Raw genomic sequence first — 26,280 nt, forward strand, 5'->3', positions numbered from 1 at the left:
TGTGGGCATCACCATTCGGTGTGCCCCAGGATCAGGTCGTCGGCAAAGGTGAGGTGCGTCGCATCGGTGGGGTCGAGCGCGAGCACGGTGAACTCCGCGCGACCGTCGTGGAGTGCGGTGCCGGGCACGTAGAGCGACCGCTGCGGTCCGCGACCCCAGAACCGTCCGAGGCAGAAGTCCCCCACCCAGGCGATCCCCTTGCCCAGATGCGTCGCGTCGATCACCAGATCGCGTGCATGACCCACATCGACCGTGGCACGGAACACCGTGGGCCCGGGCCTCGCGGCTCCCGAGCCACCGGAGAACTGCGGAATCGCCTGGAGCGGCACAGGCGCCGACCGCCAGCCCTCAACGGCGCGTCCGTCGAGCCAGACTCCGCCGATGATGCCCTTGTGCTCGCCGATGCGCGGGCCGTAGTTCACGCGCCCCTGATCCTCCACCACGAGTTCCAGGTCACCACGACCGCGGGGGAGCTCGATCACGCGCTCGTGGGCATCGCGGCTCAGGATTCCCACCGGGGAGCCGTCGAGAAGCACGTGAACGCGGTCACGCACCTCTCCGAAGCCCAGCACGGCGGGCGCATCGGCGCCGTCCAGGGTGGTGCGGTGAACAGACAGGCCCCGGTAGTGCCCCATCTCGTCCATCGTGGGGAGCGCTGGGGTCGTGGTCCACCGATCGTTCGGCATCGCGTCCTGCAACGAGCCGATGCGCACCAGAGGCGCCGGCGGCGGCGCCGCACCCATCGGTTCAGGCAACGACGAGGGGTCGAGGTCCGGCACTGAGGCATGGCGCGCGATCACGTCACGGAATGCCCAGAACTTTGCCGTCGGCCTGCCCGCTTCATCGAGCGGCGCGTCGTAGTCATACGACGTGACGGTGGGCTGATAGACGCCCTTGTCGTTGGCGCCGGAGGTCAGGCCGAAGTTGGTGCCGCCGTGCACCATGTAGATGTTCACGGAGGCGCCGGCACCGAGCAGCGCATCGAGCTCGCGCGCGGAGTCCTGGGGGTCCGTGACGTGGTGATGGGCGCCCCAATGGTCGAACCAGCCGCACCAGAACTCTGAGCACATGAGCGGCCCCTCAGGCTGGGCCTCGCGGAGGGCCGCAAGGCGCTCCAGCGACCGGGATCCGAACGAGCCTGTTCGCAGCACTCCGGGCAGCCCGCCGTTGGCGAGCATGTCAGGCACGGGCTGGTCGACCGTCGTGAGCGGCACGGTGATTCCACTGCGCCGGTACACGTCGACGATGTGGGCCAGGTACTCGCTGTCGCTCCCATAGGCGCCGTACTCGTTCTCCACCTGCACCAGCACCACTGGTCCGCCCTCGTGAATCTGGAGCGGGGCGACGATCTCCATCACGCGCTCGAGGTACGTGGTGGCGGCGCTCAAGTACGTGGGCTCGGACGAGCGCGGCTGCACGCCGGGCTCGCGCGTGAGCCAACCAGGCAGGCCTCCCGCATCCCACTCCGCGCAGATGTACGGCCCGGGCCGCACGATCGCGTGCATCCCCTCCTCGTGGATCAGGTCGAGAAAGGCCCCGAGATCGAGAGCCCCTGTCGCGGAGAACTCACCGGGCTGAGGCTCGTGGTCGGCCCACGGCACGTACGTCTCGATGGTGTTGAGCCCCATCAGGCGCGCGGCGCGGATGCGGGCGGTCCACTGACCAGGGTGGACGCGAAAGTAGTGCAGGGCGCCAGAGATGATGCGGCGAGGCTGACCGTCAAGCAGGAAGTCCTGCTCGCCGATGGCGAAGTGGTGCGCGGGCACGGGGGCCTTCCTCCTTGGAAGAGTGAACGGAGCGGGGGCGGCTCCTCAGGAGCCGCCCCCGCCATGACTCACGGGATTACGGGTTGACGGTGAATCCCTGGTCGGAGCCGTACTGAATGTTCTGGTCCTGCCAGTTGAGGAGCCCCTCGTTGAGGTCAGCACCGGAGAGATACGCCTGACCGACGGTGTCGGGGTAGATGCTGTTGGCATATGCCTGCCACGGGAGGTACTGCCATCCGGGCAGCACCGAGTTGGTCGCGTCGACGAGCACCTCGTTGATGCGCTGGCCGCCGAAGTACTCCGACTCGTACGCCTGGAACTCCTCGGACTCGAGGTCAGCGACCGTCGCGGGGAACCCTCCAGAGGCGAGGAAGACCTCGACGGACTCGTCCGAAGCGTTGAGCCAGCGCAGGAACGCGGCGGCGAGCTCGGGGTCCTCGGACTGCGCCGTCACAGCCTGCGAGGAGCCGCCATTCTCTGCTGTGGCGGGCTCACCGTCGTAGGTGGGCATGGGCGCCACCGCCCAGTCGCCGGCTCCGCCGGGAGCGCTCGACTCGAGGACGCCAGGCATCCAGGCACCGATGGGCAGCGACGCAATCGTGCCGTCGGAGAGTGCCGTGAACCACTCGTCGCTCCACCCAGGGATGTCCGCGAGCAGATCCTCTTCGATCAGGGGGTTCCAGGTCTCGGCCCACCGCGTGGTGCCCTCGTCCTGCAGGTCGATCGTCACGTTCTCGCCGTCGATCTGGAACGGCAGGCCGCCTGCCTGCCACATCATCGACGTGCCGAATCCGGCGTCGCCGCCGTAGTCGTTCGTGATCCACACGTCATCACCCGACTCGCGGAGGGTGCGTCCGGCCTCGACGAACTCGTCCCACGTGGCGGGAACCTCAATGCCGTACTCGTCGAACACGCGCTTGTTGTAGAACAGCGCCATGGGCCCCGAGTCCTGCGGGAGGCCCCAGATGCCTTCGCTGAAGGACACTGCGCCCCACGTCGACGGCGTATACAGAGACTCGTACTCGCCGAAGCCGTACTCGGAGAGATCGAGCAGCGCACCCGGCAGCACGAACTGAGGCAGCGCCTGGTACTCGACCTGCACCACGTCCGGCACACCGGAACCGGCGGAGATGGCGTTCTGAAGGTCGAGGTTGTTGTCGGCAGCGCCGCCCGTGTCCACGACCTCGACGTTGACGTTGGGGTAGGCGTCCATGAACGCCTCCACCTGAGCTTCAGCAGAGGGGGTCCACGTCCAGTAGGTCAGGTCGCCGCCGCGCTCAAGCGCAGCATCCAGTGCGTCGTTCGTCTCCGCGCCTTCGCCGCCGTTGCCGGTCGACTCAGGGGTGGTCTCGGCGTCGCCGGAGCAGGCGGCGAGCGTGAGCGCGAGGCCCACGACCGCGGCGCCGGTCGCCATCGCCCGGCGGTGGTGTCGTGTGGTCATGATGAGGTGTCCTTCCACATCGTTGGGGGTTGGGTGGGGATGGTTCGTGCGTGGTGGTGTCGCAGCGTCCCCATCACTGCTTGACACTTCCCGCGCTCAGGCCTGACTGCCAGAAGCGTTGGAGGAGGAGGAACGCGATCACGATCGGGATGATCGTGAGCAGCGACCCGGTGATCACCAGGTGGAAGATCGGATCCGATCCCACACCTGTCGCCTGCAGGTTCCACTGCTGCAGGCCGATCGTGAGCGGGAAGAGTTGAGGGTCATTCAGCATGATCAGCGGCAGGAAGTAGTTGTTCCAGGTCGCGACGATGGCGAACAGGGCGACCGTGACGATGCCGGGAGCGAGCAGGCGCAAGGCGACCGTGAAGAAAGTGCGGAACTCGCCGGCTCCATCGACCCGCGCTGCTTCGAGCAGCTCAGTCGGCACCGCGTCGACCGCGTAGACCCAGATCAAGTAGAGGCCGAATGGCGAGATGAGCGAGGGGATGATGATGGCCCACATCGTGTTGGTGAGACCCAACTGGCTGAACATCAGGAACGTGGGCACCGCGAGCGCGGTGCCTGGCACCGCGATGGCGCCAAGCACGATCGCGAAGACTGCGCGCTTGCCAGGGAACGAGTACTTGGCGAGCCCGTAGCCCGCGAGGGTGGCGAGCAGTGTCGCGCCGCCGGCTCCCGCGATCACGTAGATCATGGTGTTCGCCAGCCACGTGAGGAAGATGCCGTCGCCGTACGTGAGCGTCTCGACGATGTTGTCCCAGAGTGCGAACTCGCTGCCGAACCACAGACCGAACGTGGTGCTGATATCGCCCTGCGTCTTGGTGGCGTTGATGAGCAGCCACACCAGGGGCAGGAAGGCGTAGATGAGGAACACGGCCATCACGATGCCCAGCGGTATCGAGCGGCGAGGGCGGAGGGCCGAGGGCGACCGGTCGAACGCGGGGGCAGCGCGCTTCATCGCGCACCTCCTCGAGTGCCGCGCAGTTGCACCACATAGGCGATCACGGCGGTGATGACGCCCATGATGATGGCGACGGTGGCGGCGTAGTTCACTTGTTGCCCCACGAAGCTCAGGTTGTAGGCGTACATGTTGGGCGTGTAGAACGTCGTGATCAGCGTGGGAACCAACGACTTCAAGATGTTCGGCTCGTTGAAGAGCTGGAAGCTGCCGATGATCGAGAAGATGGTCGCGATCACGAGTGCGCCGCGGAGCGCGGGGAGCTTGATGTTCCAGATGATGCGGAACTGGCCCGCCCCGTCGATGGCCGCAGCTTCGTAGACGTCGTGAGACACCGCCCGCAGCGCTGAGTAGAAGATCAGCATGTTGTATCCCATGAACTCCCACGTGACGATGTTGCCGATCGCGAACAGAATCCAGTCGCCGCTCAACGGCGTCATGAGGTCGAAGCCGACGGTGTCGTTCACGTCCCCTGCGAGTCCCAGCCGTTCGGAGTAGATGAATCCCCACATCAGCACCGCGACGACGCCGGGGACGGCGTAGGGCAAGAACAGCCCGATCCGGAACAACGAGCTTCCCGCGAGGCGCTTGGAGTCGATGGCGAGAGCGGCGATGAGGGCCAGGACCAGCATGATGGGGACCTGAACGGCGAGGAACGCTCCCACGCGCAGCGCGCCCTCCAGCAGCTTTTCGTCGGCGAAGGCCTGGGCGTAGTTGTCGAGGCCCACGAAGACGTTGCCGCCCACCAGTTGGTCCCGGAACAGACTCAGATAGACCGAGTACACCAGCGGGGCGATGAACGTCAGCGCGAAGACCACCATGAAGGGGACGACGAATCCGGCACCCGCCCAGCGCCGTCGTGCACGTGCACGGCGCCGCACGCGGTCCACCGGTGGTGGGGCGGTAGGTATGGACGACATCTTTGTCTGCAGTTCCGTTCCTCAAGAGGGCGATCCGAGGACCGCCATTCTCGATGTTGACGTTAACAACTGCTGGTGAGCGTAGCATGTTGACGTCATCATCTGTCAACAGGGGGTAGTCATGGTCGGGAGTGGAACAGGCGGCGCACGGGCTCTCCGCCGCTGCGCACGATTGCGAGCACGACGCGCGACATCGACGGCCGTCCCTAGACTCGCCCCATGAGCACCTTGCCTCCTGGCGCCAGCGCACCGCGCGTGCGAATCGCGCCCTCGCAGGCGGACGTGGCGAGACTCGCCGGGGTGTCCGGCCAGACGGTGTCCCGCGTGGCCAACGGATCGGAGTCGGTGCTTCCCGCCACGCGTCAGCGCGTGCTGGACGCCATGAACACCCTGGGATACTCGCCGAACTCTGCGGCTCGAGCGCTCCGCAACGGCACCTTCGACACGCTGGGCATCATCGTGCACAAGCTCGCCCGCACCGGAGAGTCGCGCACCGTGGACGCGATCGTCACGGCAGCACACCAAGCGCGCCACACGGTCACGCTGGTGGACGTCGAGTCACCATCCACCGACGAGGTGACGGCCGCGGCCACGCGACTGTCGCACCAGGCCATCGACGGCCTCATCATCATTCGCGCCGAGCTGGAGCGCACTGCAGACCTCGCGCTGCCGGCAGATCTCCCGGTCGTCGTGTCCGATTCACAGTTCATGGGCCAATTGCCGTCGGTCGGATCGGACCAGATCTCCGGAACGCGCCGCGCGGTCGAGCATCTGCTGTCGCTCGGCCACCAGACCGTGCACCTGCTCGCCGGCCCCCAGGACTCGGTCCCGGCGGGGACGCGGCGCCGGGCATGGGCGGATACCCTGGCGGCCCATGACCGTCCCATTCCAGCGCCGTTGCAGGGAGACTGGACAGCGGAGTCCGGCTACGCCGCCGGGCGAGCCGTGGCGGACGACCCGTCGATCACCGCCGTCTTCAGCTCCAATGACGAGATGGCCGCGGGCCTCTACCTTGCACTGCACGAGCAGGGAGTCAGGGTGCCTGATGACGTCTCGATCGTCGGATTCGACGACGTGCCCCTGGCGACGTACCTCTGGCCTCCGCTGACGACGGTGCGGCAGGACTTCGGAGCCATCGGCAAGGAACTGGTCGCCTCCCTGCTGACGCAGATGGCAGGCGAGGCGCCCGCGCGCGACGCGCTCACTCTCATCCCCACCGAGCTCATCGTGAGAAGGTCGACGGCGCCCCCGCGGCGTCGCCCCTGACTCGCGCCACCACCACCCCCACGACCGCGACACTACGAGGAGTACAGACATGCCCGCACAGGTCACCGCCACGGAGCACGCCTTCGCGCAGGGCTTCGGACGCCGCCCAGACGGGGCGTGGTCCGCACCCGGCCGCGTGAACCTCATCGGCGAGCACACCGACTACAACCACGGCTACGTGCTCCCTTTCGCGATCGATCGCCGCACGGTCGCCGCCGTCGGCCTCCGGGACGACCGCGTGCTGCGGGTGCGCTCGACCTTCACGGACGACGAGGTCTCGCTCACGATCGACGATCTCACGCCGCAGGCCATGGCCGGGTGGAGCGCCTACGTGCTCGGCGTCGCGTGGGCCCTGGCAGACGAGGGTCACGACCTCTCGACCGCGCCCGGTCTCGACATCCTCATCGACTCGCGCGTGCCGGTGGGCGCGGGGCTGTCGTCCTCGGCCGCCATCGAGTGCGCCGTCGCCGTGGCCTTCAACGACCTGTGGGAGCTGGACCTGTCGCCGCTCGCCCTCGCGCGCATCGGCCGCATCGCCGAGAACAAGGCCGTGGGCGCACCCACCGGGCTGCTGGATCAGGCAGCCTCGATGCTGGGTCGCGAGGACCACGCCGTCTTCCTCGACTGTGACTCCGAGGGGGCAGAGCCCGTGGCGCTCCACCTGCGCGAGGAGGGCCTCGAGATCCTCGTCATGGACTCTCGTGTGGAGCACGAGCACGCCACCGGCGGCTACCGCGATCGCCGCGACTCATGCGAGAAGGGCGCAGCCGCGATGGGGGTCGCCACCCTGCGCGAACTGTCGGAGGACGACCTGGCCCGCGCATCGGACGTCCTGGACGACGAGACCTACCGCCGGGTGCGCCACATCGTCACCGAGAACGCCCGGGTGGTCGCGACGGTCCGCACGCTCGACGAGGGCGGGCCGCGGGCGATCGGCGCTCTGCTGGACGCGTCTCAGGCCTCCATGCGGGACGACTTCGCGATCACCGTGCCCGAGATCGACCTGGCCTGCGCCACGGCCGTCGCCCACGGCGCCATCGGTGCGCGCATGACCGGGGGCGGGTTCGGCGGGTCGTCCATCGCCGTGGTTCCGGCCGATGCGCGGGCAAGCATCGAGGCCGCCGTCACCGCAGCGCTGGCGGCCGCAGGCATGCGGGAGCCCCACCTCTTCACCGTCACCCCGTCACAGGGCGCGCGCCGCGACGCCTGACCCACCGATCGAGACTGAAGGAGTCACCATGGCCTGGATGGTCACCGGAGGAGCCGGATACATCGGAGCGCACGTGGTGCGCGCCCTCGCCTCGGCAGGGATCGACCCCGTGGTGCTCGACGACCTGTCGAGCGGCTTCGAGCGATTCGTTCCGGCCGGCGTGCCGTTCGTGCGCGGGTCCGTGCTCGACACCGCGACCGTCACGGCGGCGCTGCGCGAGCACGACGTCCGCGGCGTCATCCACTGCGCCGGCTACAAGTACGCGGGCGAGTCCGTGAAGCACCCCGTTCACACGTACCGGCAGAACGTGGAGGGCACGGGCACGCTCCTCGACGCGATGGCCGATGCGGGCGTCACCCAGCTGGTCTTCTCCTCGTCGGCGGGCGTCTACGGCACCCCCTCTCAGCCCGTGGTCACCGAGGACACCGCGACCATGCCGGAGTCGCCCTACGGCGAGTCCAAGCTCGTCGCGGAATGGCTCATCCGCGACCAGGTGCGCGCCACCGCGGCCTCCGATGCACCACTGCGGGCGACCAGCCTGCGGTACTTCAACGTGGTGGGATCCGGCACCACCGAGGTGTACGACGCGTCGCCTCACAACCTGTTCCCCAAGGTGATCCGCGCCATCAAGGCGGGCCAGCCTCCCCTGATCTTCGGCGACGACTACGACACGGAGGACGGCACCTGCGTGCGCGACTACGTGCACGTCGAGGACCTCGCACACTCGCACGTTGCGGCGGCTCGGATGCTCGACGCGGGCAGGCCGCTCGCGCCCGTGTACAACCTGGGCTCGGGCGATGGCACGTCGGTGAGGGAGATCGTGGGAAGCCTGCTCGAGGCCGCTGGATCGGACCTCGACCCGGTGGTCAAGCGCCGGCGGCCTGGCGACCCCGCACGCATCGTCGCCACCGGAGAGCTCGCGGGCGACGACATCGAGTGGAAGATGTCTCACACCATCCACGAGATGGCGTCGAGCGCCTGGGCGGCGGCGCCCGCATCGGAGTGATGCTGCAGGTCTGAGGCGCGCGGACCGCGGGGTCCCCGCGCGGCCGCCGCGCACTCGCCCGCGAGCCCGCATACAGTGACCGCATGACGTGGTTGGTGACAGGCGGAGCGGGATACCTCGGCGCCCACGTGGCCCACGCGATGGTCGACGCGGGCCTCGACGTGGTGGCGCTCGACAACCTCTCGAGGGGGCGACGCGGGTTCCTTCCCGATACCGTCCCGCTCGGCTGGGTGTCGGTGACCGACCAGGATGACGTGCGCGACGTGATGGAGGAGAACGCCATCACAGGAGTGGTGCACCTCGCAGCGTTCACGGACGCCGGAGAGTCCGTCAAGCGCCCGCTTCACACCTGGCGGCAGAACCTCGACGGCACCCTGTCCGTGCTGGGCGCGATGCAGGACCTCGGCATCGACCGCATCGTGTTCTCCTCCACCGCGGCCGTGTACGGCACCCCTGACGTGGATCTCGTCACTGAGGAGACCCCCACCCATCCCGAGTCGCCCTACGGGTCCTCCACACTCGCCGCTGAGCGAGCCATCGTGGAGCAGGCGGCCGCGCGTCGCTCGGCAGGATCACCGCTGCGCCACACCGCCCTGCGCTACTTCAACGTCGTGGGCTCCAGCGTGCCGGGCGTGTACGACTCGTCACCCCACCACCTCTTCCCTCTGGTGATGGAGGCGCTGTCTCGCGGCGACGCGCCGCGCATCTTCGGCACGGACTACGACACTCCCGATGGCACGTGCGTCCGTGACTACGTGCACGTCGCGGACGTCGCCGCAGCGCACGTGGTCGCAGCCCAGGCCATGGATGCGGGCGAGGACCTGCGCTCCACCTACAACCTCGGCTCCGGCACGGGCACGTCGGTGCGCGAGATCGTGGGCGCGTGCATCGAGACTGCGGGCGCGGACGTCGCACCGGTGCTCACCGGACGGCGGCCTGGCGACCCGGCGCGCATCGTGGCCTCCGGCAGGCGCGCCTCACACGATCTCGACTGGAAGATGCGGCACACCGTGCACGAGATGGTCGCCTCAGCGTGGGAAGCGCACCCAGCCTCCGGTGGCGCCGCACTAGGCTGACGGCGTGACTGCGCCTTCGGCACCTGCCGACCCGCTCGAGCGCTATCTCGACGAGTTCGTGCCGGGCGATGACCTCGTCGCCTACCTCGATGGAAACTCGCTCGGGCGCCCTCTGCTCGCCACGGCGGAGACGGTGCCAGCGTTCGTGCGCGAGAGCTGGGGCGCGAGGCTCATCCGGGGCTGGGACGAGGGATGGCTGGCGCGCGCTGAAGAGCTCGGCAACCGCATCGGTGCGGTCTGCCTGGGCGCCGGGTCCGGTCAGACGGTCGTGGCCGACTCGACGACGGTGCTGATCTTCAAGCTGCTGCGGGCCGCCATCGACGCTCGGCCCGGCCGGGACGAACTCGTCATCATGCGCGACGAGTTCCCCACCGACCGGTTCATCGTGGAGCGTCTCGCAGACGACCACGACCTCACGATCCGCTGGATCGACGCGCCGGCCGATGCGGGGGCGACGCCCGAGCTCGTCCAGGAGCACCTGAGCGCGCGGACGATCGCGGCCCTCGTCAGCGGCGTCTCGTACCGCAGCGGCTGGTGGGCGGACATGGCCGCGGTGACCGCCGTGGTGCAGGCGGCCGGTGGCCTCATGATCTGGGACTGTTCGCACGCGGTCGGCTCGGTTCCTCTCGAGCTCGATGAGTGGGGCGTCGACATGGCAGTCGGGTGCTCGTACAAGTACCTGAACGGAGGGCCAGGAGCTCCGGCGTGGGCGTATGTCGCGGCGCGGCACCACGGCCAGCTCCGCAACCCCATTCCCGGCTGGCTCGGAGCCCGCGAGCCGTTCGCGATGGCCACCGAATACTCGCCGGCGCCCGGCATCCGGCGACTTGTGAGCGGAACCCCGCCCATCGTCGGCATGCTGCCGCTCGCCGACATGCTGTCGCTGATCGAGCGAGCAGGCATCGGAGCGATCAGGGCGAAGTCGGTCGCGCTCACCTCCTACGCGATCGCCCTCGTCGACGACCTGATCCCCGACGCACGTCTGGCCTCGCCCCGTGACCCCATGCGCCGCGGCGGCCACATCACTGTCGACCACCCGCATGCGCGCCGGGCCGTCGAGCAGCTGTGGGGGGAGGGAGTGATTCCCGACTTTCGCCATCCCAGCGGCGTGCGAGTCGGGCTCTCGCCGCTCAGCACCTCGTTCGCCGAGGTCGAGCGCGGGGTGCGTGCTCTCGCGAGCGCCCTTGTCTGAAGGTTCTCAGGAGTGCAGATTCAGGCCGAGTCCGCCGCGTCGGTGACGATCGCATCGGCCTGGATCTCGACCAGGTAGCGAGGGTGTGCGAGCCGGCTCACCTCGACCAGCGTGGCGGCCGGACGGACGTGCTCGAATACGGCCCGATGCGCGGCGGCCACCTTCTCCATGTCGCGGATGTCGGTCACGTAGGCGACGGTCCGCACCACGTCCGCGAGAGACGCGCCCACCTCGGCGAGCGCGCGCTCGATGGTGCGCAGCGCATCGGCTGCTTGAGCGTAGGCGTCGCCCACCAGGGCGTCGTCACGGGCGCACGTGCCGGCCACGGCGACATGCTGGCCCACCCGCACCGCACGGGAGTAGCCGTAGATCTCTTCGAAAGGCCCCTCGGAGCCGTGGATGACCCTCATGGGCACACTGTAGAGCCGACCGGCGGCCGTACGCTGGCCGCATGGAACCGTTCAGCATGACCAAGGACACCGCGGTGAAGGTCTTTCACCTCGAGGACAACGACGCGACCGTGGTGGTCACCACCACCGACACGGCCGCGCCGGAGCGCCCCCCGCACGTCGCGTACGAGCAGTGCGAGAACGAGGAGGAGTCGCAGGCGGTGGTCCAGAAGTTCGTCTTCGACCTGCAGCGCCAGGGATGGACGCTCGTCGACGTCGAGCAGGACGCCGAGTAGCGCTCAGCTCCAACCGAGCTCGTGCAGGCGGTCGTCGTCGATGCCGAAGTGGTGAGCGATCTCGTGCACGACAGTCACCGCCACTTCCTCGCGGACATGATCGGCGTCCTCGCACACACGCAGCGTCGGGTTGCGGAAGATGAAGATCCGGTCGGGGAGCTCGCCGAGGCCCCACTCGGAGCCGCGATCGGTGAGTGCGACCCCGTCGTACAGGCCCAGCAGATCGGGGTCGTCGCCCTCTGGCTCGTCCTCGACCAGGATGACCACGTTGTCGACCATGTCGAGCAGCCGTTCGGGGATCATGTCCAGAGCGTCGTCGACCGCGGACTCGAACTCCTCGCGCGACATCTCGACCATGCCGACCATTCTCGCTCAGCCCCGCTCGAGCATCGGCCGCCTTGAGCCGTCGGCCGAGGCGACTTGGCGATTCGCACCCGCCGGCCGTAGCATGGGCACCGTCCTTGACGCACGGCAGCATCGCGCGTCAGACGGCGCCCTCATCGTCTAGCGGCCTAGGACGCCGCCCTTTCACGGCGGTAGCACGGGTTCGAATCCCGTTGGGGGTACGACTCTCCCGTAAGGATGGTCTACACTTCATACGGTCCTCATGCTCGCATGAGGGTCACGAGGCCCTGTAGCGCAGTTGGTTAGCGCGCCGCCCTGTCACGGCGGAGGTCGCGGGTTCAAGTCCCGTCAGGGTCGCGAGCGGCAATGCCCCTTGTTCGCAAGGGGCATTGTGCTTAGGTTGGGGTGACGCCCCAAGGCTCTGTAGCTCAGTTGGTAGAGCGTTCGACTGAAAATCGAAAGGTCACCGGATCGACGCCGGTCGGAGCCACTTCCCGAAAGCCCTCGCCTCACGGCGGGGGCTTTCTGCATGTCCGGGCCGCTGCGACGGAAGGTCTGGGCCCGCTCGTGCGTTTGCGCTGGTGTGCCGATAGGCGGTGTACTAGGTGTCAAGCAATCAAAGGAGCACTCATGGCTGACTCGAAGCTCGGGAAAATGGTCATCAACGCGATCCTCGGCGCTGTCGCCGGCAAGTGGATCGCGACCATCAAGACCGAGGTTGAGGTCACCAAGGTCGAGATCAAGTACAAGAGCCGCCAGCTCGGCATCGGCGCAGCGTTCCTCGCGATCGCCGCCGCCCTCGGCTTCTTCATGCTGATGGTCCTCATCGCCGCGGCCGTCCTCGCCTTCGCGCTCATCCTCGAGCCCTGGGCCGCTGCGCTCGTGGTCGCCGGCATCCTGCTCGTGATCATCGTGATCTTCGGCGCGGCGGGCGCGAGCAAGATCAAGAAGAACAAGGACCTCATGCCCACCGCCTCGATCGAGCGGATCAAGAAGCAGTTGTAGGCTCTCCGCCGCGCCGGGCCACGCCCGCTGGCGTCAGACTGCGGAGCCCGTGAGTTCCTGGACGACCTCTGGACGAGGCCGTGGCCTGCGCTGCGCGAGCCACACCCCGGTCATCACCACGACCGCGCCCACGGGCTCGTACCAGTGCAGCTGCTCGCCCAGCACGAGGATGCCCAGCGCCGTCGCGATCACCGGGACCGCATAGGTCACTGATGCTGCGGTCGTCGCGCCCGCCGCCTTCACGATCTTCCAGAACCACACGTAGGCGAACGACGTGCCCGTGACGCCCAGCGCGACGAGCGACCACATGGCGGTAGAGCTGAGTTCGAACGCCGCCGGGCCGGGCGCCGGGGTCGCGAGCGCGACCGGCGCGATGATGAGCATGGACAGCGTGATCTGCACCGCTGACAACCCCACCGGCGACGCTTGAATGCGGTTCAGCAGCACGCGCGACAGCGTCGAGCCGATGCCGTAGCACGCGGTCGCTCCCAGCATGAAGGCGGCGCCCAGCGCCGGGAAGTCATCGATGCGCCACGCGCCCAACAGCACGGCGATGCCAAGTGCACCGATGACGAGGCCCACGAGCTGCGCGCGATGCACGCGCTCGGTCGGAATCAGCAGCGCGACGAACAGCGCGGTCCACAGCGGGGTGGTGGCGTTGAGCAGGCTCGCCAGGATCGACGTGACGTGCTGCTGGGCGAGGGGGATCAGGACGAATGGCAGACCGGACATGAAGACGCCGACCGCCAGCAGCGCGCCCGCCATCCGCCACGTCAGACGCGGCACGGCGCGCATGGTCACGGCCAGCACGATCAGTACCGCTGCCCCGCAGACGAGCCGACCCAGAGCGACCTGAATGGGCTGGAACTCGCCGAGCGCCACCTCGATGAACAGGAAGCTCGATCCCCACGCGGCGGAGACGCCGAGGAAGTACGGCAGCCAGGCCTTCAGAGGGACGTCAGCGGCGTGGCTCACCGGGCGACCGTCACTGAGGCGTCGGGCGAATGAGACGCGACCCGGAAGCCCTCGTGCTCGAGCATGGCCGCCTTGACCGACGTACCGCCGAAGCCGTAGTTTCCCAGCCGCCCGCCCGACTGGATCACCCGGTGGCACGGAACGAACGGCGCGATGCCATTGCGCGCGCAGGCCGTCCCCACCGCGCGCATCGCTCGCGGCCGGCCCGCCATCTGCGCCAGCTCCTGGTAGGAGACCACCTCGCCCCCCGGGACCGAGCGCAGCACTGCCCATACCTCCTGGAAGAAGGGGCCACCGGGCTGGTCCACTGCGACGGTGGTGACGGCATCCGCGTCACCGTCCAGCCACGCGGCCACGGCACTCTCGACGTGAGGCATCTCGCCGACCTCCCAGCCGCGCGCCGCGAGGGTGCCGGGCAGCGCCGCCGCGACGTCCCGCAGCGGCCGGAATCCCGCGGCGCGCACCACCGAGTCCTCAGGACTCACCACGACATGGAGCTCGCCGAAGGGCGTGTCGAAGCCAGCGGCGGCGAGGGGGTGGACGGTCATGGCGACAGGCTACGCCCGGACGGCTGGGCCAGTGCCAGCGCGAGTGGCACCGTCCGCGATGCAGCGGTGCCGGCGACCAGGACCACGTCGGCGTCCGGAGACGACAAACGGCCCCCGCCCCGGAGGGCGAGGGCCGCATCGATGTCGATCGCTACGGGCGGCGCTGCTCCTGCGCGTCTGCGAGGAGGGCGTGAACCTCGGCCTCGCGGAAGCGGCGGTGGCCCCCCAAGGTGCGAATAGAGGAGAGCTTGCCCACCTTCGCCCATCGCGTCACGGTCTTCGGGTCGACCCGAAAGATCGCGGCGACTTCGCTCGGCGTAAGCAACTTCTCCGGCTCTTGGACAGTGTCAGCCATCATCACTAACTTCCCTCAGTTCGAGAATTGGACCATCACGGGTCCTCCGTGACCCATGAGACATGCCTCGTTCTTAATTATGACGACGTTTGCGTAAGATTTCCTGTTCGCTCCACTCTGGGCGGACTCGCACCCATGTCCGTGAGCGTTGTAAAGTACGTGTCAGAACTCAAGCGGCAGGGCCCGCGATTCACGTGCGCCCGCGAAGACTCGCAGAAGGGACGGCGACATGGGGCGCGGCCGTCAGAAGGCAAAGGACGCGAAGATCGCGCGTCAGCTCAAGTACTCGAACCACGGTCTGGACCTGCGCGACCTCGAACGCGAACTGATCTCGGGGGCTCCCGAGCCCGCACCACCGACCGCGCCCGAGCCCGACGAGTCAGAGGACCCCTACGACAAGTGGGCGGACGACGACGAGCGCTGACCCGCGCCCTCATCACCCCACGCGCCCTGGAACGTCCGTAGCGTCGCACTCTCAGGCGCCGCGTCCGCATCGGCCCTGCCGTCCCCCGCGGACTTGGCCCGCCCCCTCCGCATCGGCCGATGCGCGTTCTCACGGCGGACCGTGCCCCCTCGACCAACGGACAGGCTCGTCTTGGACCGGGGCGCGCCTCCCCCGGTAATGATCCGCCGCAACGGGCAAACGAGCCTGTCGGTCGGTCACGACTGAACCATTGCGGCCGCCGCTGTCCATGACGCTCGGACCATCCGAGCCCGCACGCGGCACTTGAGCACCGCTCGCGCGGACGCCGCTCAGTTGATCCGCGTCCGGTGCTCACGGCAGCCAAGAACCCAGGCTGTGGACAACGCCCACCCGCGGTCCGGCTGCGCCACAGTAGCGACCATGGATCCGGTCGCGGCGTGCGAGCAACGGGGAGGCGTCGCCACGTACGCGGAGCTCGCCTCGTCGGGGGTGGCCCGCCGTGCGCTTGCGGCCGCTGTCGCGAGCGGCGACGTCTTCCGGATCGCCACGGGGGTCTACGCACTCCCCATCGCATCGCGGCTCGCGCGCGCGGAGGCCGTCCACCGTGGCACCCGCACCTGCATCACCGCGCTCGCCGCGCACGGGCTGCCTCATCGCACCGTCGACTCGCGGCTCCACCTGGCGATACCCGCATCGAGCAACCATGGCCGATCGTCGCGCGATCTGCGACTGCACTGGTACGCGGGCCCGATCACCGACGCGGGCACCGTCCTCGGAGCCATCGACGTGGCGTGCCTGTGCCTTGCCGACATCGATCAGCTCGCCGCCATCGACGCCGCACTCAATCGCGGGCTCATCTCCCCACGCGACCTCGACCGGCTCACGGTCACGGCGTCGACCCGCGCCGCCTGGCTCCGACGCCACTGCGACGCCGAGTGCCAGTCGCCGCCCGAGACGTTCGTGCGCGTGGCCATGCGCGAAGTCGGACTCCCGGTGCGCACTCAGGTCCAGGTGTCCGGCGTGGGTCGCGTGGACTTCCTGGTGGACGATGCGGTGATCGTCGAGGTCGATGGCAAGACCTACCACATGAACGAGCGCGCGTTCTGGGAGGACCGACGGCGCGACCGGGTGGCGCAGGTCGGGGGGCTGATGGCGCTGAGGTTCACCCGTGAGGACGTCGAACGCGACCTCGACGGCGTCATCGCACTGGTCACGCGGGCCGTCACCACGGCGCGGAGGCGGCGCGGACTCGCACCGCTGGCGACGCGGGATGGTCCGCAGTGGACACCATGGGTGCGAGATCGCCGCGGGAGGCTCCAGTAGTGCCGTGCATGAGACTCGGACCATCCGAGTGGTGTGCGGGGCGCCGTGCCTGGTGGCCGATGCGCGGGCTCAGTTCGTCCGCGTCTCGTGCACGCGCCGGGGCGGCGGGTCGGGGTCAGACGTGGAGAGGAGCGCTCAGGCCCGGTAGGCGCCGCTGAGGAGCACTGCACCACCGTCGACGCCCTTGGCGCCGCGGACGGTGTCGGGGCCCGTCACGCGGCCGTCGTCCGCGACGATCTCGCCCAGGGCCCACGCGGGCACTCCGGCGGCGGCCGATGCGGCGACCAGGGAGTCGGCCTCGTCAGGGGCGACGATCGCCACCATCCCGACGCCCATGTTGAGTGTGGCCTCGAGGTCGTTCCACGGCACTGATCCGGCGGATTGCACCAGAGAGAACACTGCGGGCAGATCCCAGGCGTCGCGCGCGACCGTCGCGGCCATGCCGCGTGGGAGCACGCGTGCAACGTTGGCAGCGAGGCCACCACCGGTCACGTGCGAGAAGGCCCGCAGGCCGGGAGTCGATGCCGCGAGGTCCACGCACAGCTGCGCGTAGATGCGGGTGGGCTCGAGCAGCTCCTCGCCCACCGTGCGGCCCAGGTCGTCCATGTGGTCGTCGAGCGACCAGCCCGCGTGAGACGCGACCCGCCGCACCAGGGAGTAGCCGTTCGAATGCAGTCCGGAAGACGCCATCGCCACGACCACGTCGCCTTCACGCACGCGCTCGGCGCCCAGCAGCGCATCGGCCTCGACGACGCCGATGGCCGCGCCAGCGACGTCGTAGTCCTCGGGGTCCATGACGCCGGGGTGCTCGGCCGTCTCGCCGCCCACCAGCGCAGTGCCGGCCATCTCGCAGCCGAGAGCGATCCCGCGCACGATGTCGGCGATGCGCTCGGGCACGACCTTGCCGCAGGCGATGTAGTCCGTCATGACCAGGGGCGTCGCGCCGCACACCACGATGTCGTCCACGACCATGGCGACCAGGTCCTGGCCGATGGTGTCGTGCACGTCCATCTGCCGAGCGATGACGATCTTGGTGCCCACCCCGTCAGTGGACGACGCGAGCAACGGCCGACGGTAGTCCTTGAGCGCCGAGGCGTCGAACAGCCCGGCGAAACCGCCCACGCCGCCCAGCACCTCGGGTCCGTGGGTCCGCGCCACGGCCTCCTTCATGAGCTCGACGGCCTTGTCACCGGCCTCGGTGTCGACGCCGGACTCCGCGTACGTGAGCGGGGCCGATGCGGGCGCTGAGCGAGTCACGGAGCAACCTCCACGGGCTGAGGGGCGAGCAGGTGGCGGGCATCAGCGGGCGGCTCGATGGGGTACTCGCCCGTGAAGCAGGCCGTGCACAGCCGGTCGCGCGGCTGCTCGGTGGCCTCGATCATCGACTGTGACGAGATGTAGCCCAGGGAGTCGGCACCGAGCTGGTCGCGGATCTCGTCCACGGTGTGACCCACGGCGGCAAGCTCGTCCCGAGTGGCGAAGTCGATGCCGTAGAAGCACGGCCAGGTGACCGGCGGCGAAGAGATTCGCACGTGCACCTCCGCCGCGCCGGCCTCGCGCAGCATCTGCACGATGGCGCTCTGGGTGTTGCCGCGCACGATCGAGTCGTCGACCACCACGAGACGCTTGCCCGCGATCTGCTCGCGCAGCGGGTTGAGCTTGAGACGGATCCCGAGCTTCCGCAGTGTCTGGGACGGCTGGATGAAGGTGCGGCCCACGTAGGCGTTCTTCGTGAGGCCCTGGCCGAACGGGATGCCCGACTCCTGCGCGTACCCCACGGCGGCGGGCGTGCCCGACTCGGGCGTCGGCATCACCATGTCCGCCTCGACGGGGTGCTCGCGCGCCAGCCGGCGTCCCATCTCGACGCGCGCGGCGTGCACCGACCGCCCAGCGATCGAGGTGTCGGGACGCGCGAGGTACACGTACTCGAAGACGCATCCCTTGGGTCGCGCCTCGGCGAAGCGCTGCGAGTGCACGCCGTCGCCGTCGATGGTGAGAAACTCCCCCGGCTCGACCTCGCGCTCCCAGGTGGCGCCCACGATGTCGAGAGCGGCCGTCTCCGAGGCCACCACGTAGCCGCCCGAGGCGAGCCTGCCCAGCACGAGCGGGCGCACGCCCTGGGGGTCGCGGGCGGCGTAGAGCGTGGTCTCGTCCATGAACACCAGCGAGAACGCGCCGGCGAGGTGCGGCATGAGCTCAAGCGCGGCTTCTGCAAGCGTGTCGTAGCGGTCCCAGCCGAGCAGGGCGGTGACGATCGAGGTGTCGGTGAAGCCTGCCGCACGAATCGCGTCGTGACGTTCGCTGCCGAGCCTCTCCTCCACCAGTTCCAGCAGTTCGGGGGTGTTCGTCAGGTTGCCGTTGTGACCCAGCGCGACGGTGCCAGCGCGCGTGGGGCCGAGCGTGGGCTGAGCGTTCGCCCATACCGAGGCGCCGGTGGTCGAGTAGCGCGCGTGTCCAATGGCGAGGTGGCCCTGGAGCGCCTCGAGCGCCCGCTCGTCGAACACCTGCGACACCAGACCCATGTCCTTGTAGACCAGGATCTTGTCACCCATCGAGGTCGCGATTCCTGCCGACTCCTGGCCGCGGTGCTGCAGCGCGTAGAGGCCGAAGTACGTGAGCTTCGCGACCTCCTCCTCGGGTGCGTAGATTCCGAAGACGCCGCACGCGTCCTGCGGACCCTTCTCGCCTGGGAGCAGGTCGTGATTCAGCCGTCCGTCTCCACGGGGCATCAGCGTCGCTCCTCATCCGGGGTCGAGGGGGTGGCGTCGTCTCCGGCGGCCGATGCGGGGTCGGGGCCCACGGCAGAGTCGCCTGGGGAGGGCGGCGGCCAGGCCGCTGACGGCGCCGTCTTGAGATAGCGGGGGGTGTCGCGGTCGAGGCCGACGGCGATCAGGCCGGTCACCATGCCTCCGATGAGCGCGAAGCCGAGCCCCACCAGGATCGCGACCATGCCGCGGCCCACGCCGGTGGAGTTGGGAAGGAGTAGTCCGCACAGCGCTCCAGCGACGAAGCCTGCTGTCACGCCCGTGCCGATCACCCGGCGGAACCGCGGAGCGCGGCGCACGTGCGCGGGCGTCGACATTCGCCTCAGCTCGTCCTCCGAGGGCGTGTCCTCGGGCTCCGGGGGGCGGGGGGCGTCGCTCACGCCCCAAGTGTAGGCCGTGGCCGCCACGAACGGGTCACAGCGCGAGAAGGGGGCCGATGCGCGCGCATCGGCCCCCTCGTCGCGTACTGGAGCGATCAGCCCTTCGTGGATCCCGCGAGCAGGCCACGGACGAAGTAGCGCTGCAGCGAGAAGAACACGATGAGCGGGATGATCATCGAGATGAACGCCGCCGGCGGTACGAGGTACGCGTACTGGCCGTAGTCACCTGCGAGGTTCGAGATGGGGTACGTCAGCGGGTACGTGCTGTTGCTTCCGAACACCGCGGAGACGAGCAGGTCGTTCCACACCCACAGGAACTGGAAGATCGCGATGGACGCGATCGCCGGCAGCGACAGCGGAATGATGATGCGGAAGAACACCTGCGTGTGGCTCGCGCCATCGACGCGCGCGGCCTCGAGGACCTCGCGCGGGATATGGGACACGAAGTTGTGCAGCAGGAACACGCACAGCGGCAGCGCGAAGATCGTGTGTGCGATCCACACGCCCCCGAACTCTCCCGCCAGTCCGAGGTTCTCCGGTCCCAGGATGCGCAGCAGCGGAATGAGCGCGAGCTGCAGCGGCACCACCTGGAGAGCGAAGATGAGCACGAACAGGAAGTTCGAGCCGCGGAACGGGATCCAGGCGAACGCGTACGCCGCCATCAGGGCCAGGACCACCGGGAACACGACCGACGGGACCGTGACCACGATCGAGTTCATGACGTTCGCCAGCAGTGGCGGTGAACTCGCACTGTCTCCGAACGAGTCGAACAGCACGTAGTTGAAGTTCTCGAACGTGAGTTCACCGTCGGCCATGACGGACCACCAGGGATCGGTGCGATAGCGATCACCGGGAATCAGCGCGTTCATGAACAGCGCGATGGTGGGAATGGTCCAGACCATCGCGATGACGATCGCCGCAGCGGTGGCCCACGGCGATGTCAGATTCTCCTTGGCCTTCTTCGACCGAGACGTCGCCTTGCCCGCCCGGTCCTTGCCCTCCTTGAGCGGTTGCTGCACGGGAGGCTGCATGGACGTGCTCATCAGCGGGTCTCCTTCACCTTGTTGAGGGAGCGGACGTTGTAGATCACGATCGGCACCACGAACACGAACAGAATCACCGCGAGCGCCGCACCCAGGGACTCACGGCCCTCGACGAAGCTGAGCACGTACATGCGGTTGGCGACGATGTCAGTGGAGTTGCGTCCCTGAGTCACCGTGCGAACGATGTCGTAGACCTTCAGCGCCATGATCGTGATCGTGGTCAGCACCACCACGATGGTGCTGCGGATCGACGGGATGGTGATGGATCGGAACCTCTGCCACGCGTTGGCGCCGTCGAGCGACGCCGCCTCGTTGAGCTCCGCCGGAACGCCCTTGATCGCGGCGGAGAGGATCACCATCGCGAAACCGGTCTGGATCCACACCAGGATGATGATGAGCCAGAACGTGTTCAGCGGGTCGTCGGCCAGGAAGTTGTACGGGTCCAGCCCCACCAGCGAGCGGAGCGCATTCAACATTCCCGTCTGCTCGCCCACCTGCTGGTAGTCGTACATGATGTTGCCCCAGATGACCGAGGCGCCCACCAGCGAGATCGCCATGGGCATGAACACCAGGGACTTGAGGACCTTCTCGCCCTTGGCCTTGTCGATGAAGACCGCGTAGGCGAGACCGAACCCCGTGGACAGCAGCGGCACCAGGATCATCCACACGAAGGTGTTGAGGATCGTGCGCAGCGTGCTCGAGTCGGAGAGCGCGAAGCGATAGTTGTCGAGCCCCGCGAACTGCATCGACGTCGTGTAGATGCCGGTGTCGGGGTCCGGTGCATCCGTCACCGTGTTGAACGACAGCCAGGTCGTGTCGAGCGCCGGCCAGATCAATCCGACGCCCAGGAGGAACAGCACCGGAGCGATCAACACGACGAGCGTGATCTTCTCCCGGAACCTGCCCTTGATGAGATCCGCGCCGTACATCACGAGCACGACGATGATCAGGAAGACCACGATCGCCACCGCGCCGAACAGCAGATTCTCGCTTTGAGTCGCCCAGAAATCCCCGTCCAGTCCTGCCGCGGGGAGAATTCGTGGGCCTGACAGGAGCACCTCGGTCGACGTCATCGCCGACTCCTTTCAGATCGTGGAGAGGGTCCGGCTGGGCCCCGCGCACTGCGCGGGGCCCAGCCGTCTAGCTCACCTCTGCCGGATCACGGCCAGGCGTTCTCGATGTCCGTCAACACCGTGTCGAGCGGAGTGCCCGAGACGAAGTCGTTGATGCTCGTCCAGAAGGCCGAGGACCCCACCTCTGCGGGCATCAGGTCCGATGCGTCGAAGCGGAAGATCGTGTCCTCACCCTGGAGGATCTCGATCGACGCCTGTCCGATCGGACTCGATGCGTTCGCGGGGTCCAGACCCGTGTTCGCCGAGATCACGCCACCGATCGAGACGCGCTCGTTGGCCCAGGTGTCAGACGACAGGAACGCCTGAAGTGCCTGCGTGGGCTCCTCCTCGTTGAACGCCGCGACGAACTCGCCACCACCGGTGACCGCTGCCGGGTCATCAGCGTTGACGTTGGGCGTCAGGAATGCCCAGATGTCGCCGTCCTCGGCCACCTCGGTGCCCTCGGGCCACTGCGCCTCGTAGAACGAGGCCTGGTGGTGCAGCGAGCAGGTGCCGTTGAGGATCTCGAGTCCCGCCTCCTGGAACGCGGTGTCGACGATCGACGCGGAGTCACCGAGTCCACCGTTCACGTAGTCCGGGTTGAGCGCGATGTCGCCGAACGTCTCGAACGACTCGGTGATCTCGGGCGACGTGAAGTCCAGCTCGCCGGCGACCCACGCGTCGTAGGCCTCGGGGCCGTGCTGGCGCAGGACGAGGTCCTCGATCCAGTCCGTTCCCGGCCAGCCGGTCGCGGTGCCTGACTCGAATCCGATGCACCACGGCTTGTAGGTGTCATCTGCTCCACCTGCGGCGGCCATGGTCTCGGTGAGGGTCATGAGCTCGTCCCACGTCGTGGGGACCTCATAGCCGGCCTCCGCGAACTCCGTGGGCGAGTACCAGACCCAGCCCTTGACGGACGCCATCAGCGGCGCCGCATAGAACGTGGTGCCAACAGTGCCGTAGTTCTTCCAGTCCTCGGACCAGAACTCGTCGACGTTGGCCTCGACGGCCTCCGGCGCGGCGACGACTGAGCCGGTGCCCACCACGCGCTGCAGCAGTCCGGGCTGCGGGACGATCGCCAGGTCGGGTGCGTTGCCGCCCTCGACGCGAATGTTGATCTCGGTCTCGAACTCGTCGGAGCCGTTGTAGGTGACGTCGATTCCCGTGCAGTCCTCGAACGGGACGATCGACTCCACGAGCTGGTCGGCCTCGACAGCGGAGATGGTGCCGTAGAGCTCGACCTCCGCGCCCTCGTGGGTGCCGTAGGTCGCGTAGTCCTCGCAGCCGGCCATCATCTCGCCGCCGCTGTCGCCCCCGGCCGTGCCGCCGTCAGTGGGCTCGTCATCGCCGTCGGACGAACAGCCCGCCAGCACAAGGCCGGCGGCGGCGATCGCCGCGACCGGTCCGATGATCCTTCTTCTCATGCGCAACACTCCTCCTCGTTGAGTACAGCTCCGGCACGGTCTTCAAGAGACCCGCCGAAGCCAACCGCTGAATCGTGTCCGCGTGAGGCGCGAACATCGACGTAAGCGCTTGCGTTCTCACACTATGCAGGGATGTCGCTCGCGGCAAGCGCATCGGGGAAGGTCACCGAATCGTGACATTCCCCCACGTTTCGACATCGCCTCAGAGCGCGTCGATGGGCAGGTGCGCGGACAGGTCAGAACGCTCCCCTGACGCGTCGACCTCGCCGGCCGCGACCGCATCGGCCCACGAGACGCGCCCCGTGACGAGCCCGAGCCAGGCCTCTGGCCTCATCTCCACGACCGCCGGTGGAGTCCCGCGCCGATGGGACGGGCCTTCGATGCACTGCGTCGCCCCGAACGGCGGCACGCGGACCTCGAGGGCCTGGCCGGGAGCGCGCGAGGCAAGCTCCTCGAGGGTGAACCTCACGGCAGTGGCGACGGTGGTGCGGTCGACGGTGGGGGCGGCGTCCTGGGCGATCGCCGCACCGGGCTGGTGCAGGTCGCGCTCACGCGTCGACGCTCGCCAGTGGCGCAGGGCGGCACGCCCCGCCTGGGGATCGATCCGGCGTCGAGGAGTCTTCGGAGCAGGCATGCGTCCAGCGTGCCATGCCGCAGGCACCCGGAGGGGAGAGCCGATGCGCTTGCAGCCGGGAGTCCTACGCGAAGCGCGCGCGCACTGGCGCTTCCCACACGCGACGCAGCTCGGCCAGCGGCAGCGAGAACTGGTCCTGCACGTCCAGCACGGCATCGTCGCCGTCGTCGGTCACGCCCAGCCGGATCGCGGGCACGCCGCGAGCCTCGAGCATGGCCACCAGCCGAGCCTCCTCCTCGCGAGGCAGCGCCACGAGCACGCGGCCCTGGCTCTCGGAGAACAGGGCCTCGGCGGGCGTGACGCCGTCGCGCTCGACGATCTCGTCGAGGACGATGCGCGCGCCCACGTCGTAGCGCAGCGCGCCCTGAGCGACGGCTGCGGCAAGGCCGCCGTCCCCCACCTCGCGCGCGGCGTCGATGAGGCCGTCACGGGACGCGGACACCATCACCTCGCCCAGCACCTTCTCGGCCTCGATGTCGATGGTGGGCGGCAGCCCACCCAGGTGGCCGAGCGCCTCCGCGAAGCGCGAGCCGTCCAGCTCTGCGGCGGTGGTGCCCAGCAGGTAGAGCAGCTGGCCGCCCTTGCGCCATCCACTCGGGGTCGCGCGGTCCACGGTGTCGAAGATGCCGAGCATCCCCACGATCGCGGTGGGGTTGATCGAGCTGTCGATGCGCCCGGGCTCGCCGGTGCCGTTGTAGAGGCTCACGTTGCCGCCAGTGACGGGCACGCCGAGCTCGGCGCACACATCGGCCAGGCCGCGGATCGCCTCGACGAACTGCCACATGGCGTCCGGGTCCTCGGGCGAGCCGAAGTTGAGGCCGTCGGTGATCGCCGTGGGCGTCGCCCCGGCGATCGCGACCGCACGGTACGCCGCGACCACGGACTGACGCGCACCCTCGTACGGGTCGAGCTTGGTGAACCGGTCGTTCGACCGGGTCGCGATCGCGACGCCGCGGCCGGTGGCCTCGTCCACCCGCACCACGCCGACGGTGTCGGGGCGCGCGAGCGCGGTGTTGCCCTGCACGTAGCGGTCGTACTGGTCGGTGATCCAGCTGCGATCCGCCAGGTTGGGCGAGGACATCAGGGTCAGTACGGCGGCCCTGAGGTCATCCCCGGACGACGGCAACGCGAGCGCATCGGCCGCGTGGTCCGCCTGCAGTGCGTCCATCCAGGCCGGCCGCGCGTAGGGACGGTCGTACGTGGGGCCCTCGTGGGCGACGGTGCGCGGGTCCACGTCGACGATCCGCTGGCCGTGGTGGTCGATGGTGAGCCGACCGGAGTCGTTGACCTCTCCCACCACGGAGGATTCGATGTCCCACTTGGCGGCGATCTCCATGAACTGGGCGAGCTTGTCCGGCGTGACGACCGCCATCATGCGCTCCTGCGACTCGGACATGAGGATCTCGCCGGCGTTCAGCGACGGATCGCGCAGCAGCACGTCGTCGAGCCACACGTGCATGCCGCCAGAGCCGTTGCTGGCGAGTTCCGAGGTCGCGCACGAGATGCCCGCGGCGCCCAGGTCCTGGATGCCCTGCACCACGTCCGCGCGGAACAGCTCGAGGCAGCACTCGATGAGCACCTTCTCCATGAACGGGTCGCCCACCTGGACGCTGGGCCGCTTGGCGGGCACGCCGTCCTCGAAGGTCTCTGACGCAAGGATCGACGCCCCGCCGATGCCGTCGCCGCCGGTGCGGGCGCCGAACAGCACCACCTTGTTGCCCACGCCCTCGGCGGACGCGAGGTGGATGTCCTCGTGCTTCATCACACCGACGCACAGCGCGTTGACCAGGGGGTTGCCCTGGAAGCCAGAGTCGAACAGCGAGCCGCCGCCGATGTTCGGCAGCCCCAGCGAGTTGCCATACGAGCCCACCCCGCTGACGACGCCGTGCACCACGCGCGCCGTGTCGGGGTGGTCGATCTCGCCGAACCGAAGCTCATCCATGGCGGCGACGGGGCGCGCGCCCATCGCGAGGATGTCGCGCACGATGCCGCCCACGCCGGTCGCCGCGCCCTGATGGGGCTCGACGTACGACGGGTGATTGTGCGACTCCACCTTGAACGTCACGGCCCAGCCGTCGCCGATGTCGACCACGCCCGCGTTCTCGCCCATGCCGACCATCAGGCGTTCCTTCATCGCCTCGGTGGTCTTCTCGCCGAACTGCTTGAGGTGGATCTTCGAGGACTTGTAGCTGCAGTGCTCGGACCACATCACGGAGTACATGGCGAGCTCGGCGGCGGTGGGGCGGCGGCCCAGCAGCTCCACGATCTGCGCGTACTCGTCGGGCTTGAGGCCCAGCGCCGCGTACGGCATCTCCTGGTCAGGGTTCGCGGAGGCCTGCTCCACGGTGTCCAGGGCGTGATCGGGCTGGCGGACGGGGGCGTCGGTCATGAGATCCCTTGGTGCTGAGATGAGCGCTGCTGAGA

At 68.6% G+C, this 26,280-nt stretch carries 26 protein-coding genes and 3 tRNA genes; 12 read left to right on the top strand and 17 right to left on the bottom strand.

The window, feature by feature from the left end; translation table 11 throughout:
- Window positions 1-8: 8 nt before the first annotated feature.
- The 4 genes from AOP72_RS11790 to AOP72_RS11805 all read right to left on the bottom strand — a co-directional run bounded on the left by AOP72_RS11790 (window position 9) and on the right by AOP72_RS11805 (window position 5,088).
- Window positions 9-1,766, bottom strand: a complete 1,758-nt coding sequence (locus AOP72_RS11790; protein WP_062137360.1) for a glycoside hydrolase family 35 protein — start codon at window positions 1,764-1,766, stop codon at window positions 9-11.
- Between the two features lie 76 nt (window positions 1,767-1,842).
- Window positions 1,843-3,207 (bottom strand): ABC transporter substrate-binding protein, encoded by a 1,365-nt coding sequence (locus tag AOP72_RS11795; RefSeq protein WP_062137362.1) that lies wholly within the window; start codon window positions 3,205-3,207, stop codon window positions 1,843-1,845.
- Between the two features lie 73 nt (window positions 3,208-3,280).
- Window positions 3,281-4,168 carry a carbohydrate ABC transporter permease gene (locus AOP72_RS11800; RefSeq protein WP_062137364.1) on the bottom strand — a complete coding sequence of 296 codons (888 nt, stop codon included), beginning with the start codon at window positions 4,166-4,168 and terminating at the stop codon, window positions 3,281-3,283.
- The gene (locus AOP72_RS11805) at window positions 4,165-5,088 is read right to left on the bottom strand and encodes a carbohydrate ABC transporter permease (RefSeq protein WP_062137367.1); all 924 of its coding nucleotides are present in this window, start codon (window positions 5,086-5,088) and stop codon (window positions 4,165-4,167) included. The genes AOP72_RS11800 and AOP72_RS11805 overlap by 4 nt, the downstream gene beginning before the upstream one ends.
- A gap of 219 nt (window positions 5,089-5,307) precedes the next feature.
- Between AOP72_RS11805 and AOP72_RS11810 the strand changes: the two genes are divergently transcribed.
- The 5 genes from AOP72_RS11810 to AOP72_RS11830 all read left to right on the top strand — a co-directional run bounded on the left by AOP72_RS11810 (window position 5,308) and on the right by AOP72_RS11830 (window position 10,838).
- Window positions 5,308-6,354, top strand: coding sequence for a LacI family DNA-binding transcriptional regulator (locus AOP72_RS11810; RefSeq protein WP_062137369.1), 1,047 nt, complete (start codon window positions 5,308-5,310; stop codon window positions 6,352-6,354).
- A gap of 49 nt (window positions 6,355-6,403) precedes the next feature.
- Entirely contained in the window at window positions 6,404-7,564 is a 1,161-nt protein-coding gene (gene galK, locus AOP72_RS11815) for a galactokinase (RefSeq protein ID WP_062137372.1), read from the top strand.
- A gap of 28 nt (window positions 7,565-7,592) precedes the next feature.
- Window positions 7,593-8,570 carry a UDP-glucose 4-epimerase GalE gene (galE, locus tag AOP72_RS11820; RefSeq protein ID WP_062137375.1) on the top strand — a complete coding sequence of 326 codons (978 nt, stop codon included), beginning with the start codon at window positions 7,593-7,595 and terminating at the stop codon, window positions 8,568-8,570.
- 83 nt (window positions 8,571-8,653) lie between these two features.
- Entirely contained in the window at window positions 8,654-9,646 is a 993-nt protein-coding gene (gene galE, locus AOP72_RS11825; RefSeq protein WP_062137378.1) for a UDP-glucose 4-epimerase GalE, read from the top strand.
- Between the two features lie 4 nt (window positions 9,647-9,650).
- Window positions 9,651-10,838, top strand: coding sequence for a kynureninase (locus AOP72_RS11830; RefSeq protein ID WP_062137384.1), 1,188 nt, complete (start codon window positions 9,651-9,653; stop codon window positions 10,836-10,838).
- 20 nt (window positions 10,839-10,858) lie between these two features.
- Here the strand turns inward: AOP72_RS11830 and AOP72_RS11835 are convergent, their stop codons facing one another.
- Window positions 10,859-11,248 carry a RidA family protein gene (locus AOP72_RS11835; protein ID WP_062137388.1) on the bottom strand — a complete coding sequence of 130 codons (390 nt, stop codon included), beginning with the start codon at window positions 11,246-11,248 and terminating at the stop codon, window positions 10,859-10,861.
- 41 nt (window positions 11,249-11,289) lie between these two features.
- Here AOP72_RS11835 and AOP72_RS11840 point away from each other — a divergent pair, with 41 nt between their 5' ends.
- Complete coding sequence (locus AOP72_RS11840) at window positions 11,290-11,523, top strand: hypothetical protein (protein ID WP_152650411.1); 234 nt, start codon at window positions 11,290-11,292, stop codon at window positions 11,521-11,523.
- A 3-nt stretch (window positions 11,524-11,526) separates the two neighbouring features.
- Here AOP72_RS11840 and AOP72_RS11845 read toward each other — a convergent pair whose 3' ends face one another.
- Window positions 11,527-11,880, bottom strand: coding sequence for a metallopeptidase family protein (locus tag AOP72_RS11845; protein ID WP_062138028.1), 354 nt, complete (start codon window positions 11,878-11,880; stop codon window positions 11,527-11,529).
- A gap of 136 nt (window positions 11,881-12,016) precedes the next feature.
- Between AOP72_RS11845 and AOP72_RS11850 the strand changes: the two genes are divergently transcribed.
- The 4 genes from AOP72_RS11850 to AOP72_RS11865 all read left to right on the top strand — a co-directional run bounded on the left by AOP72_RS11850 (window position 12,017) and on the right by AOP72_RS11865 (window position 12,873).
- A tRNA-Glu gene (locus tag AOP72_RS11850) sits at window positions 12,017-12,089 on the top strand.
- A gap of 62 nt (window positions 12,090-12,151) precedes the next feature.
- Window positions 12,152-12,225, top strand: a tRNA-Asp gene (locus tag AOP72_RS11855).
- A gap of 60 nt (window positions 12,226-12,285) precedes the next feature.
- Window positions 12,286-12,358: transfer RNA gene (locus AOP72_RS11860), tRNA-Phe, on the top strand.
- Between the two features lie 140 nt (window positions 12,359-12,498).
- Window positions 12,499-12,873: a phage holin family protein gene (locus AOP72_RS11865; RefSeq protein WP_062137394.1), complete on the top strand. Its 375-nt coding sequence runs from the start codon at window positions 12,499-12,501 to the stop codon at window positions 12,871-12,873.
- 33 nt (window positions 12,874-12,906) lie between these two features.
- Here AOP72_RS11865 and AOP72_RS11870 read toward each other — a convergent pair whose 3' ends face one another.
- From AOP72_RS11870 to AOP72_RS11880, 3 genes are all read right to left on the bottom strand, one after another.
- A complete protein-coding gene (locus AOP72_RS11870) occupies window positions 12,907-13,848 on the bottom strand; it encodes a DMT family transporter (protein ID WP_062137396.1) in 942 nt (313 codons plus the stop codon).
- On the bottom strand, window positions 13,845-14,396 hold the full coding sequence (locus AOP72_RS11875) for a methylated-DNA--[protein]-cysteine S-methyltransferase (RefSeq protein ID WP_062137399.1): 552 nt from the start codon (window positions 14,394-14,396) through the stop codon (window positions 13,845-13,847). Before AOP72_RS11875 ends, AOP72_RS11870 begins: the two co-directional genes overlap by 4 nt.
- Before the next feature lie 151 nt (window positions 14,397-14,547).
- Window positions 14,548-14,751 (bottom strand): BldC family transcriptional regulator, encoded by a 204-nt coding sequence (locus tag AOP72_RS11880; RefSeq protein WP_062138031.1) that lies wholly within the window; start codon window positions 14,749-14,751, stop codon window positions 14,548-14,550.
- A gap of 229 nt (window positions 14,752-14,980) precedes the next feature.
- Between AOP72_RS11880 and AOP72_RS11885 the strand changes: the two genes are divergently transcribed.
- On the top strand, window positions 14,981-15,175 hold the full coding sequence (locus AOP72_RS11885) for a DUF3073 family protein (RefSeq protein WP_062137403.1): 195 nt from the start codon (window positions 14,981-14,983) through the stop codon (window positions 15,173-15,175).
- Window positions 15,176-15,595: 420 nt separating this feature from the next.
- Window positions 15,596-16,498: a type IV toxin-antitoxin system AbiEi family antitoxin domain-containing protein gene (locus AOP72_RS11890; protein ID WP_062137405.1), complete on the top strand. Its 903-nt coding sequence runs from the start codon at window positions 15,596-15,598 to the stop codon at window positions 16,496-16,498.
- 135 nt (window positions 16,499-16,633) lie between these two features.
- Here AOP72_RS11890 and purM read toward each other — a convergent pair whose 3' ends face one another.
- The 8 genes from purM to purL form a co-directional block, all read right to left on the bottom strand.
- A complete protein-coding gene (gene purM, locus AOP72_RS11895; protein ID WP_062137408.1) occupies window positions 16,634-17,755 on the bottom strand; it encodes a phosphoribosylformylglycinamidine cyclo-ligase in 1,122 nt (373 codons plus the stop codon).
- On the bottom strand, window positions 17,752-19,227 hold the full coding sequence (gene purF, locus AOP72_RS11900) for an amidophosphoribosyltransferase (protein WP_193746429.1): 1,476 nt from the start codon (window positions 19,225-19,227) through the stop codon (window positions 17,752-17,754). Before purF ends, purM begins: the two co-directional genes overlap by 4 nt.
- Window positions 19,227-19,643: a hypothetical protein gene (locus AOP72_RS11905; RefSeq protein WP_152650412.1), complete on the bottom strand. Its 417-nt coding sequence runs from the start codon at window positions 19,641-19,643 to the stop codon at window positions 19,227-19,229. Before AOP72_RS11905 ends, purF begins: the two co-directional genes overlap by 1 nt.
- 95 nt (window positions 19,644-19,738) lie before the next feature.
- Complete coding sequence (locus AOP72_RS11910) at window positions 19,739-20,686, bottom strand: carbohydrate ABC transporter permease (protein ID WP_062137417.1); 948 nt, start codon at window positions 20,684-20,686, stop codon at window positions 19,739-19,741.
- Window positions 20,686-21,759 carry a carbohydrate ABC transporter permease gene (locus AOP72_RS11915; protein WP_084631936.1) on the bottom strand — a complete coding sequence of 358 codons (1,074 nt, stop codon included), beginning with the start codon at window positions 21,757-21,759 and terminating at the stop codon, window positions 20,686-20,688. Before AOP72_RS11915 ends, AOP72_RS11910 begins: the two co-directional genes overlap by 1 nt.
- Window positions 21,760-21,845: 86 nt before the next feature.
- On the bottom strand, window positions 21,846-23,222 hold the full coding sequence (locus AOP72_RS11920; RefSeq protein WP_062137419.1) for an ABC transporter substrate-binding protein: 1,377 nt from the start codon (window positions 23,220-23,222) through the stop codon (window positions 21,846-21,848).
- A gap of 202 nt (window positions 23,223-23,424) precedes the next feature.
- Window positions 23,425-23,856: a sterol carrier family protein gene (locus AOP72_RS11925; RefSeq protein ID WP_062137422.1), complete on the bottom strand. Its 432-nt coding sequence runs from the start codon at window positions 23,854-23,856 to the stop codon at window positions 23,425-23,427.
- 64 nt (window positions 23,857-23,920) lie between these two features.
- Window positions 23,921-26,245: a phosphoribosylformylglycinamidine synthase subunit PurL gene (gene purL, locus AOP72_RS11930; protein ID WP_062137425.1), complete on the bottom strand. Its 2,325-nt coding sequence runs from the start codon at window positions 26,243-26,245 to the stop codon at window positions 23,921-23,923.
- Window positions 26,246-26,280 lie beyond the last annotated feature (35 nt).

The sequence above is a fragment of the Demequina aestuarii genome, from assembly GCF_000975095.1.
Taxonomy (GTDB): Bacteria; Actinomycetota; Actinomycetes; order Actinomycetales; family Demequinaceae; genus Demequina; species Demequina aestuarii.

Excerpts from the sequence above, each read along its gene's own strand:
- AOP72_RS11795 (WP_062137362.1), bottom strand. The coding sequence starts at position 3,207 with ATGACCACACGACACCACCGCCGGGCGATGGCGACCGGCGCCGCGGTC.
- AOP72_RS11800 (WP_062137364.1), bottom strand. The coding sequence starts at position 4,168 with ATGAAGCGCGCTGCCCCCGCGTTCGACCGGTCGCCCTCGGCCCTCCGC.
- AOP72_RS11805 (WP_062137367.1), bottom strand. The coding sequence starts at position 5,088 with ATGTCGTCCATACCTACCGCCCCACCACCGGTGGACCGCGTGCGGCGC.
- AOP72_RS11810 (WP_062137369.1), top strand. The coding sequence starts at position 5,308 with ATGAGCACCTTGCCTCCTGGCGCCAGCGCACCGCGCGTGCGAATCGCG.
- galK (WP_062137372.1), top strand. The coding sequence starts at position 6,404 with ATGCCCGCACAGGTCACCGCCACGGAGCACGCCTTCGCGCAGGGCTTC.
- galE (WP_062137375.1), top strand. The coding sequence starts at position 7,593 with ATGGCCTGGATGGTCACCGGAGGAGCCGGATACATCGGAGCGCACGTG.
- galE (WP_062137378.1), top strand. The coding sequence starts at position 8,654 with ATGACGTGGTTGGTGACAGGCGGAGCGGGATACCTCGGCGCCCACGTG.
- AOP72_RS11835 (WP_062137388.1), bottom strand. The coding sequence starts at position 11,248 with ATGAGGGTCATCCACGGCTCCGAGGGGCCTTTCGAAGAGATCTACGGC.
- AOP72_RS11840 (WP_152650411.1), top strand. The coding sequence starts at position 11,290 with ATGGAACCGTTCAGCATGACCAAGGACACCGCGGTGAAGGTCTTTCAC.
- AOP72_RS11845 (WP_062138028.1), bottom strand. The coding sequence starts at position 11,880 with ATGGTCGAGATGTCGCGCGAGGAGTTCGAGTCCGCGGTCGACGACGCT.
- AOP72_RS11865 (WP_062137394.1), top strand. The coding sequence starts at position 12,499 with ATGGCTGACTCGAAGCTCGGGAAAATGGTCATCAACGCGATCCTCGGC.
- AOP72_RS11875 (WP_062137399.1), bottom strand. The coding sequence starts at position 14,396 with ATGACCGTCCACCCCCTCGCCGCCGCTGGCTTCGACACGCCCTTCGGC.
- AOP72_RS11880 (WP_062138031.1), bottom strand. The coding sequence starts at position 14,751 with ATGGCTGACACTGTCCAAGAGCCGGAGAAGTTGCTTACGCCGAGCGAA.
- AOP72_RS11885 (WP_062137403.1), top strand. The coding sequence starts at position 14,981 with ATGGGGCGCGGCCGTCAGAAGGCAAAGGACGCGAAGATCGCGCGTCAG.
- AOP72_RS11890 (WP_062137405.1), top strand. The coding sequence starts at position 15,596 with ATGGATCCGGTCGCGGCGTGCGAGCAACGGGGAGGCGTCGCCACGTAC.
- purF (WP_193746429.1), bottom strand. The coding sequence starts at position 19,227 with ATGCCCCGTGGAGACGGACGGCTGAATCACGACCTGCTCCCAGGCGAG.
- AOP72_RS11910 (WP_062137417.1), bottom strand. The coding sequence starts at position 20,686 with ATGAGCACGTCCATGCAGCCTCCCGTGCAGCAACCGCTCAAGGAGGGC.
- AOP72_RS11915 (WP_084631936.1), bottom strand. The coding sequence starts at position 21,759 with ATGACGTCGACCGAGGTGCTCCTGTCAGGCCCACGAATTCTCCCCGCG.
- AOP72_RS11920 (WP_062137419.1), bottom strand. The coding sequence starts at position 23,222 with ATGAGAAGAAGGATCATCGGACCGGTCGCGGCGATCGCCGCCGCCGGC.
- AOP72_RS11925 (WP_062137422.1), bottom strand. The coding sequence starts at position 23,856 with ATGCCTGCTCCGAAGACTCCTCGACGCCGGATCGATCCCCAGGCGGGG.
- purL (WP_062137425.1), bottom strand. The coding sequence starts at position 26,245 with ATGACCGACGCCCCCGTCCGCCAGCCCGATCACGCCCTGGACACCGTG.